The sequence below is a fragment of the Pseudarthrobacter sp. 1G09 genome (assembly GCF_050038305.1).
Taxonomy (GTDB): Bacteria; Actinomycetota; Actinomycetes; order Actinomycetales; family Micrococcaceae; genus Arthrobacter; species Arthrobacter equi.
Map to the genome: position 1 here is coordinate 2,565,722 of NZ_CP188306.1, position 18,188 is coordinate 2,583,909.

Here is an 18,188-nt window from a genome sequence, read left to right on the forward strand (position 1 = left end):
AGGCGAGGCCCCGGTTCAAACCAGCACCAGGTCGTCAACATGAACAACTTCACGGTCGTAGCCGGTGCCGAGTTCCTCGCCGAGGTCGCGCGTGGACCGTCCCAGCATGCGGGGCAGCTCTTCGGAGCTGTAGTTGACCAGGCCGCGGGCCACGACGGTGCCGTCGGCACCTGCGATCTCGACGGCGTCGCCCGCTTCGAAGACGCCATGCACGGCGGATATGCCGGCCGGCAGCAGCGAGGTCCGGTGGTGGCGGACGGCCCGGACCGCGCCCTCGTCCAGGACAAGCCTGCCCTGGACAGAGGCTACGTGGGCCAGCCACAGCAGGCGGACGGGTTTGCGGGCGCCGTTGACGGTGAACCAGGTGCCAACGTCCTCACCGTTGAGGGCGGCGGCAGCGTTGGGTGTGGAGGTCACCAGGGCGTGAATACCGGATCCTGCGGCCAAGCTGGCGGCCTCAACCTTGGTGAGCATGCCGCCGGTGCCAACCCCGGCTTTGCCGGTCTTGCCGATGGACACTCCCTCGAGGTCGTGCGGTCCGGCCACCACGGGAATGCGCTTTGCCCCGTGGGCCGGCGGACCGTCGTAGAGGGAGTCGACGTCGGAGAGCAGCACCAGCGCGTCGGCGCGGACCAGGTGCGCCACGAGGGCAGCCAGCCGGTCGTTGTCGCCGAAGCGGATTTCGTGGGTGGCCACGGTGTCGTTCTCGTTCACCACCGGAACCACGCCCAGGTTCAGGAGCCGGTCCAGGGCCCGGAAGGCGTTGGTGTGCTGGCTACGCCGCATCAGGTCCTCTGCGGTGAGCAGGACCTGGCTGACGGTGACGCCGTGGGCGCCGAACGCCTGGGTGTACCGGGCCATGAGGAGTCCCTGCCCCACGCTGGCAGCAGCCTGCTGGGTGGCGAGGTCCCGGGGACGCTTCGGGAGGCCAAGCGGTGCCAGCCCGGCAGCAATGGCGCCTGAGGAAACCAGGATGATTTCGGTGCCGCTGTTGCGTTTGGCAGCCAGGGCGTCCGCGAGGGCCGTAAGGGACTCTTCGGAGATGCCGCCCTTGATGCTCGTCAGCGACGAGGAGCCGACCTTCACCACAACCCGGCGGGCGCCGGCCAGCGCGCTCCTGTCCACGGAACCGGAAGCCGGTTCCGTGGCTGTTGCCCTAGGACTCATCGCCGGAATCCAGGCCACTTTCCTTGATGGGCTGGGCCGCGCGCCGTCCACTGACGGACTCTGTCCAGATGCCGGCCTTGCGTTCGGCTTCGAGTTCGGCGCGGGCTGCGGCCTTGGCATCCCGGCGCTCCTGCTGCTCCTCGCGCTTCTGGGTGCGGGTGGGGCGGTCGCCGGTGTCGGCGAAACGGATGTCGGTGCCGCGCGGCGATGCCAGCAGTTCCGCGCCTGCCATCATGGTGGGCTCCCAGTCGAAGACCACGCCATCGTCTTCACCGATCACCACGGTGTCGCCCGGCGTGGCGCCCATCTTGAACAGCTCGGTTTCCACACCCAGCCTGGCGAGCCGGTCGGCAAGGTAGCCGATGGCCTCTTCGTTGGTGAAGTCTGTCTGCTTAACCCAGCGGACGGGCTTGTCGCCGAGGACGCGGAAGAGCGGCTCGTGTGCCTTCTCCTCGCGGCGGATCCGGAATCCGGTTTCGTTGACGGCGCGCGGACGCAGCACTGTGGGGGTAACCTTCGGCGGAGCGGCTTCTACGGCATCCCGTGCCGCCTTGACGATCTCGGCCATGGCAAAGCCGAGCTGGCGCAGGCCCTCGTGGCTGGTGGCCGAGACCTCGAAGACCCGGTATCCGCGGGACTCCAGCTCAGGGCGAACGAATTCAGCCATGTCCTTGCCGTCCGGCAGGTCCACTTTGTTCAGTGCCACGAGGCGGGGCCGGTGGTTCAGCGGGACCACTTCGCCGTCCTGGCCGGCGTAGCTCATGTCCACCGCGTACTTTTCAAGCTCGGTCTCGATGATGGAGAGGTCAGAAAGGGGATCGCGTTCGGATTCGAGCGTGCCGCAGTCCAGGACGTGCACCAAGGCGGCGCAGCGTTCCACGTGCCGCAGGAAGTTGTGGCCGAGGCCCTTGCCTTCGCTGGCACCTTCGATAAGTCCCGGGACGTCCGCAATGGTGAACCGGACTTCGCCCGCCTGGACCACACCCAGGTTGGGGATGAGGGTGGTGAACGGGTAGTCGGCGATCTTGGGGCGCGCGGCGGACATGGCGGCGATGAGGCTGGACTTGCCGGCAGACGGGAATCCCACCAGTGCGATGTCTGCGATGGACTTCAGCTCAAGGACGATGTCGCTGGATTCGCCCTCGATGCCGAGCAGGGCGAAGCCTGGTGCGCGGCGCTTCTGGGAGGAAAGGGCAGCGTTGCCCAGCCCGCCGGGCCCGCCGGCGGCGGCGATGTACTCCGCGCCCGCCCCCACCAGGTCCGCCAGGACGGTGCCGTCCTTGGACTTCACCACGGTGCCGTCGGGGACAGGCAGGATCAGGGTTTCGCCGTTCTTGCCGCCGCGCCAGTCGCCCATGCCGGGACCGCCATTGGTGGCGTGCCGGTGCGGGGCGTGGTGGTAGTCGAGGAGGGTGGTGGTCTGGTGGTCCACGCGAAGGATGACGTCGCCGCCGTTGCCGCCGTTGCCGCCATCAGGCCCGCCGAGGGGCTTGAACTTCTCACGGTGGACGGAGACGCAACCGTGGCCGCCGGTACCGCCGGATACGTGCAGTACTACCCGGTCTACAAAGCTGGCCACGTAAATCTCCTCAGTGTCGTGTGGGCGCCCATGGACGCCCTATCGATTGTAATGCGCTTAAAAGAACAGTGGAGCGGGCCAACTGGCCCGCTCCACCGCTTCAGAACTTTTTGTTACTCTGCAGCTGCAGCAGCAACGATGTTGACGACGCGACGACCGCGGCGGGTACCGAATTCAACGGCGCCCGGGGTCAGTGCGAACAGGGTGTCGTCGCCGCCACGGCCAACGCCGGCGCCCGGGTGGAAGTGGGTGCCACGCTGGCGGACAATGATCTCGCCGGCGGAAACTACCTGGCCGCCGAAGCGCTTGACGCCGAGGTACTGTGCGTTGGAGTCACGACCGTTGCGAGTGGAGCTCGCGCCCTTTTTATGTGCCATCTGAAATGCCTGCCTTTAAATTCTGGGGAATCTGCTGAAAACCTGAACAGTAACCGGTGGTTACTTGATGCCAGTGATCTTGACCTTGGTCAGTTCCTGACGGTGACCCTGGCGCTTCTTGTAACCGGTCTTGTTCTTGAACTTCTGGATGACAATCTTAGGACCACGGAGGTCCTGGAGGATTTCAGCCGTAACGGTCACCTTGGCCAGGTCAGCAGCGGCAGTGGTGATCTTGTCACCATCAACCAGGAGCAGTGCGGGCAGCTCGATGGTGCTGCCAGCCCCACCGGCGACGCGGTTCAGGGTAACGAAGTCTCCAACGGAAACCTTCTCTTGGCGGCCGCCTGCGCGGACAATCGCGTACACCACTTGGGAACTCACTTCTCTCGACGTTTATAACTAAAATTGCGTGCGGCACCCGTTGCACTGTTTGGCTGGGTTCCCGCTGTGCCTCAACGCCGTGGATTCCCCGAAGGTCTCCATGAGTTATCCCGCAGGACTGCCTTGTGTTTTCCACGCTGGCATGTTCCCGGGGTCATAACCCAAGTGTTGGCGTAAGCACCGAAGATCCAGAATACGCTAATTCCGTCTCCGGCCGCAAATGAGGCTGGCTCCGGCGGGTCGGCTGTGATAGGAACCACAGACATCGTCCGCCACCGGGGCCGTGCCACACCATAGTACCGGCAGCACGGCCCGGGCAGGTTCAGGCGTGGAGCCGCGGCGCGTCGAAGAACTCCACTTCCAGCCGGCAGGACTGCCCGAAGGCGGTCACCATGGCGTGCCGCTCGTCATCGGAGGCCTTGCGTGCGGCTTCGTCCACCACGGCGATGGCCCGGCGCGTTGCCTCCGCGAAATCCTCGTCGGCATAGGTGCGGAGCCAGCCGGCGTAGGGGTGGCCTGCCGGTTCCCCGTCGGCGAGGAACCGGGCACGGAGCGTCTTCCCGGCGTCCGCGTACAGCCAGAAGCACGGCAGGACAGCTGCTGCCAGGACTGCATAGCTGCCCGACGCCGAAGCGGCGGTCAGGTGGTCCACGTAGGCCTTGGTGACGGGCCCCAGTTCGGGACGGACAGTGCGGGTGCTGAGCCAGGACCGGTGCAGTTCCGACTCCACTTCGAGGCACTGCTGGGCCGACGCCGCCCAGAACAGCTGCTCGGCTTCCGTGGAAGCCAGCGCGCTGGCCCGGGCGAGGACGCGCGAATACCCGTTCAGGTAAATGGCATCCTGCGCGAGGTAATACGCGAACTGGCTTTCCGGAAGTGTCCCCGTGGCCAGGGCCTGGATGAAGTCCAGGGCGTAGATCGACTCAAGGTGGGCGTCGGCAACTTTCCCCAGCTGCGCCGTGAACTCGCCAGGCCGCAGCGGCTGGCGGAGGTGGTGGAAATGGTGGACGGGCCCGTTACCGGTTCCCACCTCCAGCACGGCAGATGCCGCCAGTGCCCCCGCAAGCCAGCGCTTCACTTCCCTTAGAGCCACTTCCCAGTCGCCTACCTGCGCCTGGACCGTGGCCATGGCGGAGGACAGGGAACAGCCTGTGCCGTGGCTGTTGCGCGTTGCCACCCGCTCCCCCGGGATTTCGACGACGTCCGCGGACAGCATGCCGGCCGGACCAACCAAGGCGTCCGGGCAGCTGCTGCCCTGCAGGTGGCCGCCCTTGACCAGCACGGCAGCACCGGTGGCATCAGAAAGCCGCCTGCCTTGTTCCAGGGCTGCCTCCCACGTGTCCTGTACGTCCTCTTCCAGGAGCATGGCCAGCTCGGCCAGGTTGGGGGTGACCAGGTGGGCCAGCGGCACCAGGTTGCGGAGGGCAGCTTCGGCGCTCTCCTGCAATAGCCGGTCTCCGCTGGTGGCAACCATGACCGGGTCCAGGACCACGACGGCGGGGCGCACCTTCTCCAGCCAGGTGCGCACGGCGGCGATCACCTCGGCGTCGCCCAGCATGCCGATCTTGACGGCGTCCACGTGGATGTCGTCGCTGATGGCCGCCAGCTGCTGTGCCAAAAAGGATGCCGGAGGAACATGGACGGCGTTCACCCCGCGGGTGTTCTGGGCCGTGAGGGCAGTGATGGCGGCCATGCCGTAACCGCCGTGGGCCGCGATGCTTTTGAGGTCCGCCTGGATGCCGGCCCCTCCGGAAGGGTCCGAGCCCGCGATGGCAAGGACCCGGGGCACGTCCCGTCCGGCAGCCGGCATTACGGTTGCGGAGGGATTCGGGAGCGGGGTGGCTGCAGGCATGGCAAGGGTCGAAGACAAAAGAGACATCCCTTCGCCGGTACTAACCGGACAGGTTCAACGGGTGTGGATCTCAGCCGGGCCTGGTGCGCGGCACCCCGTGTCAGTTCCCCAGCCTAGCCGCTGGACGGCAGTCAACCGAAAGGTGACTGCACCTGTTAAGTGCGCTGCCGAGGACCGTTCCCCCATTAACGGCAGATGCCCGGCCCCACCACAGGAGTGGAGGGCCGGGCATCTGCCGTTAATGGGTCGGGTCAGAGCTCGGAAGCAGGAACCCCTACGCCAAGGATGATGGGCGCATCCGCTTTGGCTGTCGGTTCTACCGGCGCGGCAGGCTGGGGCGCCTTGGCGGCATGGGAGTGGCCTTCGCTGGCCGACGGGACATTCTCATGGTGTTCCACGGAGGTCTCGTTGGCTGCGCCCTGCGCCCTGCTTGCACTCCGGTTACGCCTCGGACGGCGCTGCCGGGACAGGTCGGGGACGGCAGCCGCAACGGGCTGCTGGGGTGCCGCAACCGCTGCCTCCGCCGGTTCGGGCGTGGCCGGCGCGGCCTGGGCCGTGCCGGACTCCTGTGACTGGCTGCCAACAGGCGAAGCCGGCTGGCCCAGGTGGGCAAACGCTTCGGCCAGCCGGTCAAGCGACAGCGCAGGTGAGGCCTGGTGCTCGTCTGCGTGCTCAACGAAGGGCAGTGCCACCTTCTCGCCGCCGAACGTCAGGACAGCTGCCGGGCGCGCCGGCGTCCCGTCGTCGTGCTTCTCCGTTGCGCCCGCGTCCTGCTGGACGGGGGCCTGCCGGGCCGCTACCTCGTCATCGTGCAGGTGTGCAGCGTGGGCAGCAGCGGCAATGTTGGCCAGGGCCAGCCTGGTGGCTTCAGCCTTGGCATGGCGTTCGGCCTCGTGCGGGTCCGGCTGGACGGAGTGGGCAGCGACGGTTGCGGGTGCGGGTGCCGGTTCGACCGGCTGGCCGCCACGTCCACGGCGGCGCTTGCGTTCGCCGCGGGTACCTTCCTGGTTGGCGTCGGTGCGCTGGCCCTCATTGCGCTGGCCTTCACTGCGCTGGCCCTCGCTTCGGTTGCCCTCGTTTCGGTTGCCGTTAGGGCGGGAATCGGAGCGGTTGTCTGAGCGGTGGACGTGCTGCTCGGCTGCCACGATGTTGGCACGGCGATGCTCTACGGGGTCGTCATGGGTGACGACGCCGCGGCCAGCGCAGGCCTCGCACTGCTCGCCAAAGACCTCAAGGAGCCCCGTGCCCATGCGCTTGCGGGTCATCTGGACCAGGCCCAGTGAGGTGACCTCGGCAACCTGGTGCTTGGTGCGGTCGCGGCCCAGGCACTCCACCATCCGCCGCAGGACAAGATCCCGGTTGGACTCGAGGACCATGTCGATGAAGTCGATGACGATGATGCCGCCGATGTCGCGGAGGCGGAGCTGGCGTACTACTTCCTCTGCGGCTTCCAGGTTGTTCTTGGTGACTGTCTCTTCCAGGTTGCCGCCGCTGCCGGTGAACTTGCCGGTGTTGACGTCCACCACGGTCATGGCTTCGGTCCGGTCAATCACCAGCGAGCCGCCGGAGGGCAGGAAGACCTTCCGTTCCAGGGCCTTGTGGATCTGCTCATCGATCCGCCAGGCACTGAAGATGTCCTGGTCCTTGGTCCACTTCTCGAGGCGGCCCACCAGGTCCGGGGCGACGTAGGTGACGTACGCCTCGATGGTGTCCCAGGCTTCCTCGCCGGAGACGATCAGCTTGGAGAAGTCCTCGTTGAAGACGTCGCGGACCACCTTGATGGTGAGGTCAGGTTCGCCGTAGAGCAGCTCCGGGGCGAGGATCTTGGTGGACTTCGACTGGCTTTCGATGCCCTCCCACTGGGCACGGAGCCGGTTGATGTCGTGCGTCAGCTCTTCCTCGGACGCACCCTCCGCGGCTGTCCGCACAATCACGCCGGCGTGCTCCGGGAGGCGGTCCTTGAGGATCCGCTTCAGGCGGTTGCGTTCGACGTCGGGCAGCTTCCGCGAGATGCCGGTCATGGAGCCGCCGGGCACGTAGACGAGGTAGCGGCCGGGCAGGGAGATTTGGCTGGTCAGGCGTGCGCCCTTGTGGCCCACCGGGTCCTTGGTCACCTGGACCAGGACGGTGTCGCCGGACTTCAGTGCGTTCTCGATGCGGCGTTGCTTGCCCTCAAGGTTAACGGCTTCCCAGTTCACCTCGCCGGCGTACAGGACGGCGTTGCGGCCGCGGCCGATGTCCACGAAGGCAGCTTCCATGGACGGCAGGACGTTCTGGACCTTGCCCAGGTACACGTTGCCAATCAGCGAGTCCTGCTGGGTCTTGGACACGAAGTGCTCGGCCAGGACGCCGTCTTCGAGAACGGCGATCTGGATTCTGTCGTCGCGCTGGCGGACGATCATCTGCCGGTCCACCGATTCCCGGCGCGCCAGGAACTCGGCTTCGGTGATGACGGTACGGCGGCGGCCGGTATCGCGTGATTCGCGGCGGCGCTGCTTCTTGGCTTCCAGGCGGGTGGAACCCTTGACGGACGTGACGCGGTTGTTCACTGCGGGTTCGCTCACGGCACGCGGGGCGCGGACCCGGGTGACCGTGTTGGGCGGGTCGTCGTCTCCCCCGCCCGTCAGTTCAAGGTCCTGGTCGCCACGGCGGCGGCGGCGGCGACGGCGGGACGTCACGCCGTCCTCGGCCGGACCGGCTTCTTCCTCGTCCGATTCGTCGGCGGCGTCATCCGCCTCGGAGCCTTCGGTTCCGGAGTCGTCGCGCCCGTCGAGCCGGCTGCGCCCCCGGCGGCCACGGCTGCGGCGCCGGCGGCGGCCGGAGGATTCCTCGGAATCGTTGTCCTCGGCGTCGTCTTCGTCCTCGACCTGTTCCGCTGCGGCGGGCGTTGCGGGGCGGACAACGGTGCTCAGGTCCGGCGCCTGGAAAAGCACGGAAGTGGGCGAGCCGGGCTCAAGGAACAGGGAGGCAAACGCGCCAGGTTCCTCGCCAGCCGCGGTGCCTTCGGCGGCGTCGGCCGGCGTCGCCGCGGATTCTTCTGCTGCAGCGGCAGCTGCTGTGCCGGGGGCCTGCTCCGGCGCGGCCTCGGCTGCGGTTTCGCCGGCGGTAGGTTCCTGTTCTGCGGGGTCCTCTGCTGCTGCCTCTACGGCCGTCTCCCGGGCAACGGTGCCCTGGTCCGCCGTTTCAGCGTCCAGCGAGGCAGCGGGGACGGGCACTTCCTGGGCAGGGGCCGGCGTTTCTGCAGGGTCGCCCGCAGGAGCAGCTTTCCTCGTGGCAACGCGGCGGCGGCGGACCGGCTTGGTCTCGGTGGGTTCCACAGGTACTTCGCTGGCCGCAGTCGATTCTTCGGCGGGGGCAGCGTCAGCGGCCGCACCGGATTCGGTGGAGTCTGCATCGGTGGCGAAGGCCGGCAGCGGCTCGGCGGCGTCTGCCTTCTTCTTGGCCCGGGGCCGGCGCGCGGCGGTTTTGGCCGGGGCTGCGGGAGCATCCTCATTGCCGGCCGACGCAACGGCGGCTGGGGCATCGTCCGGGGCCAGCTCAGCGGCGGAGGCTGCGGCTACGGCGTCATCTGCCTTCGGCGCAGCCTTGCGTCGGGTCCGGGGAGCCTTTTTGGGTTCGGCCGCGGCTTCCACAGCCGGTTCAACTTCGTTAACGGAAAGCTCAGTTTCATTGTTCATCTGTGGCAACACTCCTGCCCCTGACGTACCGCCACATCCGGCACCCATTGGGGCACATATTGTCAAAACCCGCAGGCGCTGACAGAAGTCAAGTGGATGCTCCCAGGTTCGCACCGGCATTGGGGTGCGGCAGCCCGTAGGAGCCAGTGGAAAGTTCTGAAACCCGTTGTTCTACATGCCACAACCAGGTGCCGTCCAATGGAGATTGCGGGAGTGTCGGAACAATCCGAAGCCTGCCCTGCTCGTCATTGGCGGTCTTGGGAACAAACCACCGGACCGGAGACCGAATGTGGTTCGGCTTCCAGCCACGTTCATTCTCTCACACGCGGGGTAAATCACGTGGGAAGGTGCCGGGTGCTTTCTGTTTCCTGGGCGTTGCGTCCAGCCGCCGGCGTTACAATCAGGCTCAGGAGCACCGGACGAAAAGGACGCCATACCAATGCCCAGCATCTCCCCCGTCAGCGGCACGCCAGCCCAGGAGCGGACCACCACCCCGGACAGTGCCCCGGCGGCTAATACGCCGATCATGGCCCGGAACCGGCCCTTCGGCTGGCTCCTGGTGATTACCGGAATTATCGGCTGGCTCGCTTCCGGAACCCTGGTCCTGGAAAAGCTCGCGGTGCTGCAGGATCCCAACCACACCACCGTGTGCGATGTAAACCCGTTTATCTCCTGCGGCGAAGTGATGAAGACATGGCAGAGCTCACTCTTCGGCTTCCCCAACATGTTCATCGGGATCGTGGCGTTCGGCGTCATCATCACCGTGGGCATGGCTCTGTTGTCCGGCGCCACGTTTGCCCGCTGGTACTGGATCGGGCTGCAGACCGGCGTTACCCTCGGTTTCATCTTCGTGGTGTGGCTGTGGTCCCAGGCCCTGTATGAGATTCACGTCCTGTGCCCGTTCTGCATGATCGTCTGGGCCGCGATGATCCCGCTCTTTGTCTGGACCACCATCCGCAACATCTCGGCCGGAGTCATTCCCGTCCCGCCGGGCGCCGCCCGCGTCGTGGGTGATTCCGGCTGGATCATCGTGGCGCTGATCTACGTGGGCGTGATTGCCAGTATCTTCTTCGCCTTCATCCAGGTGTTCGCCGGCACGTCAGGGTTCTAGCCGCCCACACCCCACGAAGCAACAGATAAGGCCAATGTTCAGGAAGAACATTGGCCTTATCTGTTGGTCCGCACCACTATGGCGGTGCGGAGGGCGCGTCCTAGAACCAGATCTTGATCTCGCGCTCAGCGGAGTCCGTGGAGTCTGAGCCGTGCACCAGGTTCTGCTGCACCTTCAGTCCCCAGTCGCGGCCGAAGTCGCCGCGGATGGTGCCCGGAGCCGCGGTGGTGGGATCGGTGGTGCCTGCCAGTGAACGGAAGCCTTCGATGACGCGGTGGCCTTCGAAGATCGCGGCAACCACGGGGCCGCTGAGCATGAACTCCACCAGCGGCTCGTAGAACGGCTTGCCCACGTGCTCTTCGTAGTGCTGCTCGAGCAGCTCGCGGGTGGCGTTCACCTTTTTGAGTTCGGCCAGGGCGTAGCCCTTGGCTTCGATCCGGGCCAGGATGGCGCCGGTGAGGTTACGGGCGACGCCGTCGGGCTTGATCAGGACGAGGGTGCGCTCAGTGGTCACAACTGCTCCAATGCGTTGGTGGGGTTTCGGGTCAAGTCTACGGGGGCTGCCCTACTGGGCCGGACCGGACCCGGCAGGCTGGTCCGGGTTGGCTGCTTCCCACGCGGCCTGCTCACGTTCGCGTTGCCCGGCCTCGCGGTCCAGCCTGATTCCCGTACGGATGCCGTACCACCAGCAGATGGCGAACAGTACGCCCACCAGGAACATGGCAGGTTCGAAGATGCCGGTGAGGATCAGCACCACCTGCAGCACCCAGCCCAGTCCGATGCCCCAGGGCTTGCGGAGGAACGCACAGGCCAGCACCATGACCACGCTCAGGGCTATCCCGACGCCCAGGATCAGCGCCGGCGGGAACTCGCCGCGGCGCAGGCCGAACACGGCCAGGGTGGCAAAAAACATGACGAACGCCTCCAGCAGGAGGACCGTCGAGGCGAACATGACCTTGGTGGAGCGCCGCTTCTTCGGCATGCCCGGGCGCCATTCGCGCTGGGCCTTGGTCAGCCTGGCCATGGATTACGCCTCCGTCTTTCCGAGCAGGATGCGGGCCTCGGCCACAAGGGTGATGGAGCCCGTGACCAGCACACCGCCGGAGAGGTCGTCGTTCGCTTCAGCCCGTTCCACTGCCCATTCCAGGGCGTCGTCGAGCTTTTCTTCAATATGCACGTTGTCCTCGCCGAAGCCAAGGTCAATGGCCAGCTCGGCCAGTTCGGCGGCCGGCACGGCCCGCGGCGAATTGGACTGCGTAAAGCAGTACTCCTCCGCCACGTCTCCCAGGGATTCCTTGAGTCCACGGAGGATCTCCTCCGCGTCCTTCTCCTTGAGCACGCCCACCACGGGGACCAGCCGGGAGAAGGTAAAGGCCTCCTTCAGGGCCGCGGCCGAAGCCTTGATGCCGTCCGGGTTGTGGGCAGCGTCCACGATGATGGTGGGTGCAGACCGCACCACCTCCAGCCTGCCGGGCGAGGTTGCGGCGGCGAAGCCTTCCTGCAGGACGTCGAAGGGCAGTTCCTTTTCGCCGCCGAAGAACGCCTCCAGGGCCGCCACGGCCACGGCTGCGTTCTGCGCCTGGTGCGCGCCATGGAGCGGGACCAGCAGGTCCGGGTAGCGCCCGGCGATGCCCTGGATGGTGACCATCTGGCCCCCCACGGCAACGGTGCGGGATTCGACGCCAAACTCCACGCCCTCGAAGCGGAACGGCACGCCAACGTCCTTGGCTTTTTCCAGCAGGACCTGCGCGGCGTCCAGGGGCTGCGCGGCGCTGACCAGGAAGCCCCCGGGCTTGATGATGCCGGCTTTTTCGTGCGCGATATCCTCGGTGGTGTCCCCCAGCAGGTCCGTGTGGTCCAGCGAGATCGGGGTGATCACCGATACCTGTCCGTCGCCCACGTTGGTGGCGTCGGTGATGCCTCCCAGGCCCACTTCGATGATGGCCACGTTGACGGGCTGGTCGGCGAAAACAGCGAAGCCCAGGATGGTCAGGCATTCGAAGTACGTCAGGCGGGGCTGCCCTTCCGCCTCCAGCTCGGCATCCACGATCTGCAGGTAGGGACGGATCTCGTCCCAGATCCGAACGAATGTTTCGTCGGAGAGCGGGTGCCCGTCAATGCTGATCCGTTCCGTGACCTTGGACAGGTGCGGGCTGGTGTAGCGCCCGGTGCTCAGTCCCTGGGCCCGCAGCACGGACTCGATCATGCGGGACGTGGACGTTTTGCCGTTGGTTCCGGTCACGTGGATGATCGGGAACGCCTTGTTGGGTTCGCCGAGCACATCCATGGCGCGGAACAGCGGGGCGAGCCGGGGCTCCATCTTGTTTTCCGGCGCACGCCCCAGCAGCTCGGCGTAGACGCTTTCCACGGAAAATTCGTCAGTCATGCCTTAGGCCTCCACTTTTTCTACGACGACGGCGGGCTCGGGCACGTCTGCCGGTTCGGCCGTCAGGTCTACCGTCAGAGTCTCTCCCTTGACCAGGTCCGCGTTGGCCTGCAGGGCCTCCACGACGTTCTGCGCGGCGGTAACAGTGGTCCGGATACGGTCGCTGACGTTGAGACCGGCGTCCTTGCGGGCCTGCTGGATGGCGCGGACCATGTCGCGGGCCAGGCCTTCCGCTTCCAGCTCGGGGGTGACCTCGGTGTTCAGGACGACGAAGCCGCCGCCGGGGAGGACTGCGACAGCAGAAGACGCAGTGGAGGCGGCAGCACCGCCGTCGGACTCTGCAACCACCGTCTCGAGGGTGTATTCCTGCGGCTCGAGCTGCAGGCCCCCGGCGGTGACAACGCCCGAGTCATCCACAGACCAGTCCCCGGACTTGGAGCCCTTGATGGCCAGCTGGACGTTCTTGCCAAGGCGGGGCCCTGCGGCGCGGGCGTTGACCACCAGCTTCTGCTGGATGCCGAACTCCTCCGGGGAGGCAGTGGCGGCGTCGAGGAGGCGGACGGAGCGGATGTTCAGTTCGTCCGCGACGACGGCGGCGAAGCCTTCCAGCGCGTCCGCACCGGGTGCCACCACGGTCAGTTCCTGCAGGGGCAGGCGGACACGCAGGTTGGCGGCCTTGCGGAGCGAGGATCCGGTGGAGCAAATCTGCTGCACCTTGTCCATGGCGTCAACGAGGTCCGGGTTGGCGGGGAAGAGGTTTGCGTCCGGCCAGTCGGCCAGGTGCACGGAACGGCCACCGGTCAGGCCGCGCCAGATTTCCTCGGTGACCAGCGGCAGGAGCGAAGCAGCGGCACGTGACACGGCCTCCAGGGCAGTGAACAGGGCATCGAAAGCGTCCTGGTCCTCGTCGAAGAACCGCTGGCGGCTGCGGCGGACGTACCAGTTGGTGAGCATGTCCAGGTAGCTGCGCAGCGCGTCGCAGGCGCCGGAGATGTCGTAGTCGTCCAGCCGCTCCGTCATGGTGCGGACCAGGTCTCCGGTGTTGGCCAGGAGGTACTGGTCCATGGTGTCGGCGTAGCCGTCGTAGCGGAGCCTGGCGTCGTATCCGGAGCCGCCATTGGCCGCATTGGTGTACAGCGTGAAGAAGCTGTACACGTTCCACAGCGGCAGGATGACCTGGCGGACGCCGTCGCGGATGCCCTGCTCGGTGACGATCAGGTTGCCGCCGCGCAGGATGGGGCTGGACATGAGGAACCAGCGCATGGCGTCGGAGCCGTCACGGTCCAGCACTTCGGACACGTCCGGGTAGTTCCGGAGGCTCTTGGACATTTTCTGCCCGTCGGAGCCCAGCACGATGCCGTGGCTGATGACGTTCCGGAACGCCGGCCGGTCGAACAGCGCGGTGGACAGGATGTGCAGCATGTAGAACCAGCCGCGCGTCTGCCCGATGTACTCCACGATGAAGTCCGCGGGGTTGTGGGTGTCGAACCAGGCTTCGTTTTCGAACGGGTAGTGGACCTGGCCGTACGGCATGGAGCCGGAATCGAACCAGACGTCCAGGACGTCCTCCACGCGCCGCATCACGGACTGTCCCTCTTCCGGGGTGCGGGGATCGTCCGGGTTGGGCCGGGTCAGTTCGTCGATGAACGGGCGGTGCAGGTCAACCTGGCCGTCCTTGTTCAAGGGCAGGCGGCCGAAGTCCGCTTCGATCTCCGCGAGGGAGCCGTAGACGTCGGTGCGCGGGTACTCCGGGTCGCTGGACTGCCACACCGGGATGGGGCTGCCCCAGTATCGGTTGCGGCTGATGGACCAGTCACGGGCATTTGCCAGCCATTTGCCGAACTGGCCGTCCTTGACGTTCCCGGGGATCCAGTTGATCTCCTGGTTCAGCTCGGACATGCGGTCCTTGAACTTGGTGACCTCCACGTACCAGGAGGACACCGCACGGTAGATCAGCGGGTTGCGGCAGCGCCAGCAGTGCGGGTAGCTGTGCTCGTAGCTGGCCTGGCGGACCAGGCGCCCCTGCGCCCGGAGCACCTGGGTGATGGGCTTGTTGGCCTCGAAGACCTGCAGGCCGGCGATGTCGTGGAGGTCGCCGTGCTTGAACAGCGGCAGGAACTTTGCGCCTTCGTCGACGGAGAGGACCACGGGGATGCCGGCTTCCTCACACACCTTCTGGTCGTCTTCACCATAGGCGGGAGCCTGGTGGACGATGCCGGTGCCGTCAGTGGTGGTCACGTAGTCGGCCACGAGGAAGCGCCAGGCGTTCTCCATGCCGTACTTTTCGTTATCGCTGAAGTCGTCCCAGAGCCGCTGGTACTGCAGCCCCTCAAGGTCGGTACCGGTGTGGGTGGACACCACTGCCGCTTCCGCGTCTTCGACTCCGTCGTAGCCGAGGTCCTTGGCGTAGGCGGCGATGAGGTCGGCAGCGAGGAGGAAGGTGCCCGTCACAGGAGCATCGGCGGATGCAGCTTTGATGCCGTTGGGTCCGGCGGGCAGCACGGCGTAGGTGATGGAAGGCCCGACGGCGAGCGCGGCGTTGGTGGGAAGGGTCCAGGGGGTGGTGGTCCAGGCGAGGGCCTGTACCCCTGCCAGCTGCCGGGAGAGTTCCGAATCACCCGCGAGGATGGGGAACGTGACCGTGACGGTCTGGTCCTGGCGGTTCTTGTAGACGTCGTCGTCCATGCGCAGCTCGTGGTTGGACAGCGGTGTCTCGTCCTTCCAGCAGTAGGGCAGGACGCGGTAGCCGTTGTAGGTGAGGCCCTTCTCGTGGAGCTGCTTGAAGGCCCAGAGGACGGACTCCATGTACTCGACGTTGAGCGTCTTGTAGTCGTTGTCGAAGTCCACCCAGCGCGCCTGGCGGGTGACATACGCGCGCCATTCGTCGGCGTACTTCATCACTGAAGCGCGGCAGGCGTCGTTGAATTTGTCGATGCCCATGGCTTCGATCTGGGTTTTGTCGGTCATGCCCAGCTGCTTCATGGCTTCAAGTTCTGCAGGGAGGCCATGGGTGTCCCAGCCGAACCGCCGCTCAACGCGCTTGCCGCGCTGGGTCTGGAACCGGCCCACCAGGTCCTTGGCGTAGCCGGTCAGCAGGTGGCCGTAGTGCGGGAGGCCGTTGGCGAACGGCGGACCGTCGTAGAACACGAATTCATTGCTGCCGGGCTCACCGCCGGGCAGGTCGGCGCTGCGCTGGTCGATACTGGCCTGGAAGGTGCCGTCCCGGTCCCAATACTTCAGGATGCGCTCTTCGATCTCCGGAAACTTCACGGAGGCGGAAACGCCTGCACGGCCGTCGGACGGGCCGCCGCTGGTGGAGGCTGAGGCCTTGGGATAATACGTCATTCTCGACATCCTGGGTTGAGCTGGGCGAACCGGCAGTTGCCGGACACTTTCCGGGATGCGAGGACGGCTTGCTGTGCGGTCCAAGGACTGCACGCTTACCGCGGTACCACCTCACTTACCGGCGCAGTGTGTTCCACAGGAACGGTGCTGCCCCGGCCTCTCATTACTGCTGTAACGGGCTTACCCGTCCGGTTCTACTGGCACGCCCCGCGAGCGGCGGGTGGTGCGTTCTTCCGGAAGCTCACCGGTGATTGCCGGGTCGTAGCCTCTGATGAGTCTACTATCGGGTCCGCCTGCATTTCCATTCCCCGGGGCTGGCCCATGGCGGCGCACCGGTCAGCCGCGGGTTCGGGCGCCTGCAGTGCCTAGACTCACTTCCATGACTGCTTCCGGCCGGCGGGTCCCCTCGCGCCTCTCCATAGTCTGCAGGTGGTTATCGCTCCTGGCCGCAGTGCCGGTGCTGGTGATGTCCGTGTTCCGGGCTGTCGGCGCGGAGTGGCCGGTCCTGGTGGTCCAGCTGTTGGCCTTCACGCCATGGCTGGCGGTCCCTGCGGGCGTGGCCCTGGTGCTGTCATTGTTCGGAGGACGGAGGTGGCTGCGGCTGGGGACGGCTGCGCTCATGGTGTGCCAGCTTTTCTGGCTCTTTCCCCTGGACGTTTCCCGCCCCTCCCCCGCCGCTGCCGCAGCGCCGGCGGCGTCGCCAGCGGAGCAGCAGCCACCGGCCACGGTGGAGCTGAACGTCATGAGCATCAATTCCCAGTATGGCCGGGCTGACGCCGCCACCATTGTCCGGCTGGTGAGGGAGAAGAAGGTAGCGCTCCTCGCCATCCAGGAACACTCACAGGATCTCCAGGCACGGCTGGCCGCCGAAGGCCTGGACGCACTGCTCCCCCACAGGATCAGCCAACCCACGGATGACGGCTCCGGCAGCGCCGTTTACTCCAGCCATCCGCTGGAGGCGGTGGGTGTGCTGCCGGACACCCCGTTCCTGATGCCGACGGTCAAGCTCACGGCCACCGGAAGCGGAGCTGGTGCCAGTGCCGTGCTGGAACTGACCAACGTCCACACCCTGCCCCCGGTGGACTCCCGGGTGGGTCAATGGCGGAGCGACCTCAATGCCTTGTCCAGGTTGGCAGAACGGCCCGGCCACAGGCTGTTGATGGGTGACTTCAACGCCACCTACGACCATGCGGAGTTCCGGAACCTCCTCCGGGCCGGAGAGGAGGGCCTGGTGGACGTGGCTGCCGCCTCCGGGTCCAGGCTCCTTCCTACGTGGCCCATGGATGGCACGCGGCTGCCCGGCATCGCCATCGACCATGTGGTGACAAGTCCCCGGGTCGGCAGCCATGGCTACCAGGTCCACAGGGTTCCCGGCACCGACCACGCGGCCATCTTCGCAACGGTCGCGGTTCCGGCCGCCTGAGAACCCAGGAACGCTGCGAGGCAACGCCACTGGCCTGCCCGCCGGCTCAGCCCTTGCGGATCAGCTTGTGGTTGGCGGCCTGGGCAACCGGCCGGATGACTATTTCGTCCAGGTTGACGTGATGCGGGACGCTGACGGCGTACCGGACGACGTCGGCAACGTCCGCCGCGGTCAGCGGCTTCTCCACGCCTTCGTAGACCTTATCCGCGGCCTCCGCGCTGCCCAGGCGGTTGAGCGCGAATTCCTCGGTCTGCACCAGGCCGGGCGCCACTTCGATCACCCGGACGTTGTTCTCCACTTCCTCCAGCCGGAGCGCATTGGTGAGGGCGTGCTGGGCGAACTTGGCCGCGTTGTAGCCGCCTCCGCCTTCGTAGGCTGCAATCGCGGCAGTGGAGGTCAGGTTCAGCACCGTTCCCTCGCCATTGGCACGGAGCATGGGCAGGAAGGCACGGGTCAGTTTCATGGTGCCCAGCACGTTGATCCGGTACATCCACTCCCAGTCCTCGGTGCTGGCTTCCGCTACCCGGTCCGCGCCGCGGGCACCGCCGGCAATGTTGATGAGCGTGTCGATACCACCGGCAGCGGTGACCTTTTCCACCAGCCGGGACACGTCGTCGTCCTCGGCAATGTCAGCGGGAAGGGCGACGGCGCCGGTCTCGGCTGCCAGGGACGCGAGGCGGTCTTCGCGGCGGGCTACGGCGTACACCGTCCAGCCTTCGGTCCGCAGTGCGCGCACCGTCGCTTCACCAATACCGGTGCTTGCGCCGGTCACCAGGGCTGCCTTGCTGTGCTGCGAATCGTCAGTCATGGCACCACCCTAACGGGAGGTGCCCGCATCAGGGGGACCGCGCGTTACACAGCGTCAAGAGGGCATCCCGAGGGCCGGATCC

At 66.4% G+C, this 18,188-nt stretch carries 13 protein-coding genes and 1 riboswitch; of the genes, 2 read left to right on the forward strand and 11 right to left on the reverse strand.

What is annotated here, in order from left to right; genetic code table 11:
• Window positions 1–15 precede the first annotated feature (15 nt).
• The 6 genes from proB to ACP3TD_RS11810 all read right to left on the reverse strand — a co-directional run bounded on the left by proB (window position 16) and on the right by ACP3TD_RS11810 (window position 9,033).
• Entirely contained in the window at window positions 16–1,167 is a 1,152-nt protein-coding gene (proB, locus tag ACP3TD_RS11785) for a glutamate 5-kinase (protein WP_426763113.1), read from the reverse strand.
• Complete coding sequence (gene obgE / locus ACP3TD_RS11790; protein ID WP_426763115.1) at window positions 1,157–2,746, reverse strand: GTPase ObgE; 1,590 nt, start codon at window positions 2,744–2,746, stop codon at window positions 1,157–1,159. The genes proB and obgE overlap by 11 nt, the downstream gene beginning before the upstream one ends.
• Window positions 2,747–2,859: 113 nt before the next feature.
• Entirely contained in the window at window positions 2,860–3,123 is a 264-nt protein-coding gene (gene rpmA, locus ACP3TD_RS11795; protein WP_009372867.1) for a 50S ribosomal protein L27, read from the reverse strand.
• Between the two features lie 60 nt (window positions 3,124–3,183).
• Window positions 3,184–3,492: a 50S ribosomal protein L21 gene (rplU, locus tag ACP3TD_RS11800; protein WP_015937330.1), complete on the reverse strand. Its 309-nt coding sequence runs from the start codon at window positions 3,490–3,492 to the stop codon at window positions 3,184–3,186.
• Between the two features lie 334 nt (window positions 3,493–3,826).
• Entirely contained in the window at window positions 3,827–5,356 is a 1,530-nt protein-coding gene (thiD, locus tag ACP3TD_RS11805; protein ID WP_426767216.1) for a bifunctional hydroxymethylpyrimidine kinase/phosphomethylpyrimidine kinase, read from the reverse strand.
• Window positions 5,357–5,365: 9 nt separating this feature from the next.
• Window positions 5,366–5,464, reverse strand: a riboswitch (TPP riboswitch).
• Window positions 5,465–5,607: 143 nt separating this feature from the next.
• The gene (locus ACP3TD_RS11810; protein ID WP_426763117.1) at window positions 5,608–9,033 is read right to left on the reverse strand and encodes an Rne/Rng family ribonuclease; all 3,426 of its coding nucleotides are present in this window, start codon (window positions 9,031–9,033) and stop codon (window positions 5,608–5,610) included.
• 439 nt (window positions 9,034–9,472) lie between these two features.
• Between ACP3TD_RS11810 and ACP3TD_RS11815 the strand changes: the two genes are divergently transcribed.
• Window positions 9,473–10,144, forward strand: a complete 672-nt coding sequence (locus tag ACP3TD_RS11815; protein WP_426763118.1) for a vitamin K epoxide reductase family protein — start codon at window positions 9,473–9,475, stop codon at window positions 10,142–10,144.
• 100 nt (window positions 10,145–10,244) lie between these two features.
• Here ACP3TD_RS11815 and ndk read toward each other — a convergent pair whose 3' ends face one another.
• From ndk to ileS, 4 genes are read right to left on the reverse strand one after another with little or no spacing between them, the layout of a single operon-like run.
• Entirely contained in the window at window positions 10,245–10,658 is a 414-nt protein-coding gene (ndk, locus tag ACP3TD_RS11820) for a nucleoside-diphosphate kinase (RefSeq protein WP_056079733.1), read from the reverse strand.
• Between the two features lie 51 nt (window positions 10,659–10,709).
• Window positions 10,710–11,168, reverse strand: a complete 459-nt coding sequence (locus tag ACP3TD_RS11825) for a DUF4233 domain-containing protein (RefSeq protein ID WP_091720754.1) — start codon at window positions 11,166–11,168, stop codon at window positions 10,710–10,712.
• 3 nt (window positions 11,169–11,171) lie between these two features.
• Window positions 11,172–12,530 (reverse strand): bifunctional folylpolyglutamate synthase/dihydrofolate synthase, encoded by a 1,359-nt coding sequence (locus ACP3TD_RS11830; protein WP_426763120.1) that lies wholly within the window; start codon window positions 12,528–12,530, stop codon window positions 11,172–11,174.
• A gap of 3 nt (window positions 12,531–12,533) precedes the next feature.
• Window positions 12,534–15,875, reverse strand: coding sequence for an isoleucine--tRNA ligase (ileS, locus tag ACP3TD_RS11835; protein ID WP_426763122.1), 3,342 nt, complete (start codon window positions 15,873–15,875; stop codon window positions 12,534–12,536).
• Between the two features lie 379 nt (window positions 15,876–16,254).
• Between ileS and ACP3TD_RS11840 the strand changes: the two genes are divergently transcribed.
• On the forward strand, window positions 16,255–17,298 hold the full coding sequence (locus ACP3TD_RS11840) for an endonuclease/exonuclease/phosphatase family protein (RefSeq protein ID WP_426763123.1): 1,044 nt from the start codon (window positions 16,255–16,257) through the stop codon (window positions 17,296–17,298).
• Between the two features lie 46 nt (window positions 17,299–17,344).
• On the opposite strand, the gene ACP3TD_RS11845 is transcribed toward ACP3TD_RS11840, so the two are convergent.
• A complete protein-coding gene (locus ACP3TD_RS11845) occupies window positions 17,345–18,106 on the reverse strand; it encodes an SDR family oxidoreductase (protein ID WP_426763124.1) in 762 nt (253 codons plus the stop codon).
• Window positions 18,107–18,188: the final 82 nt, after the last annotated feature.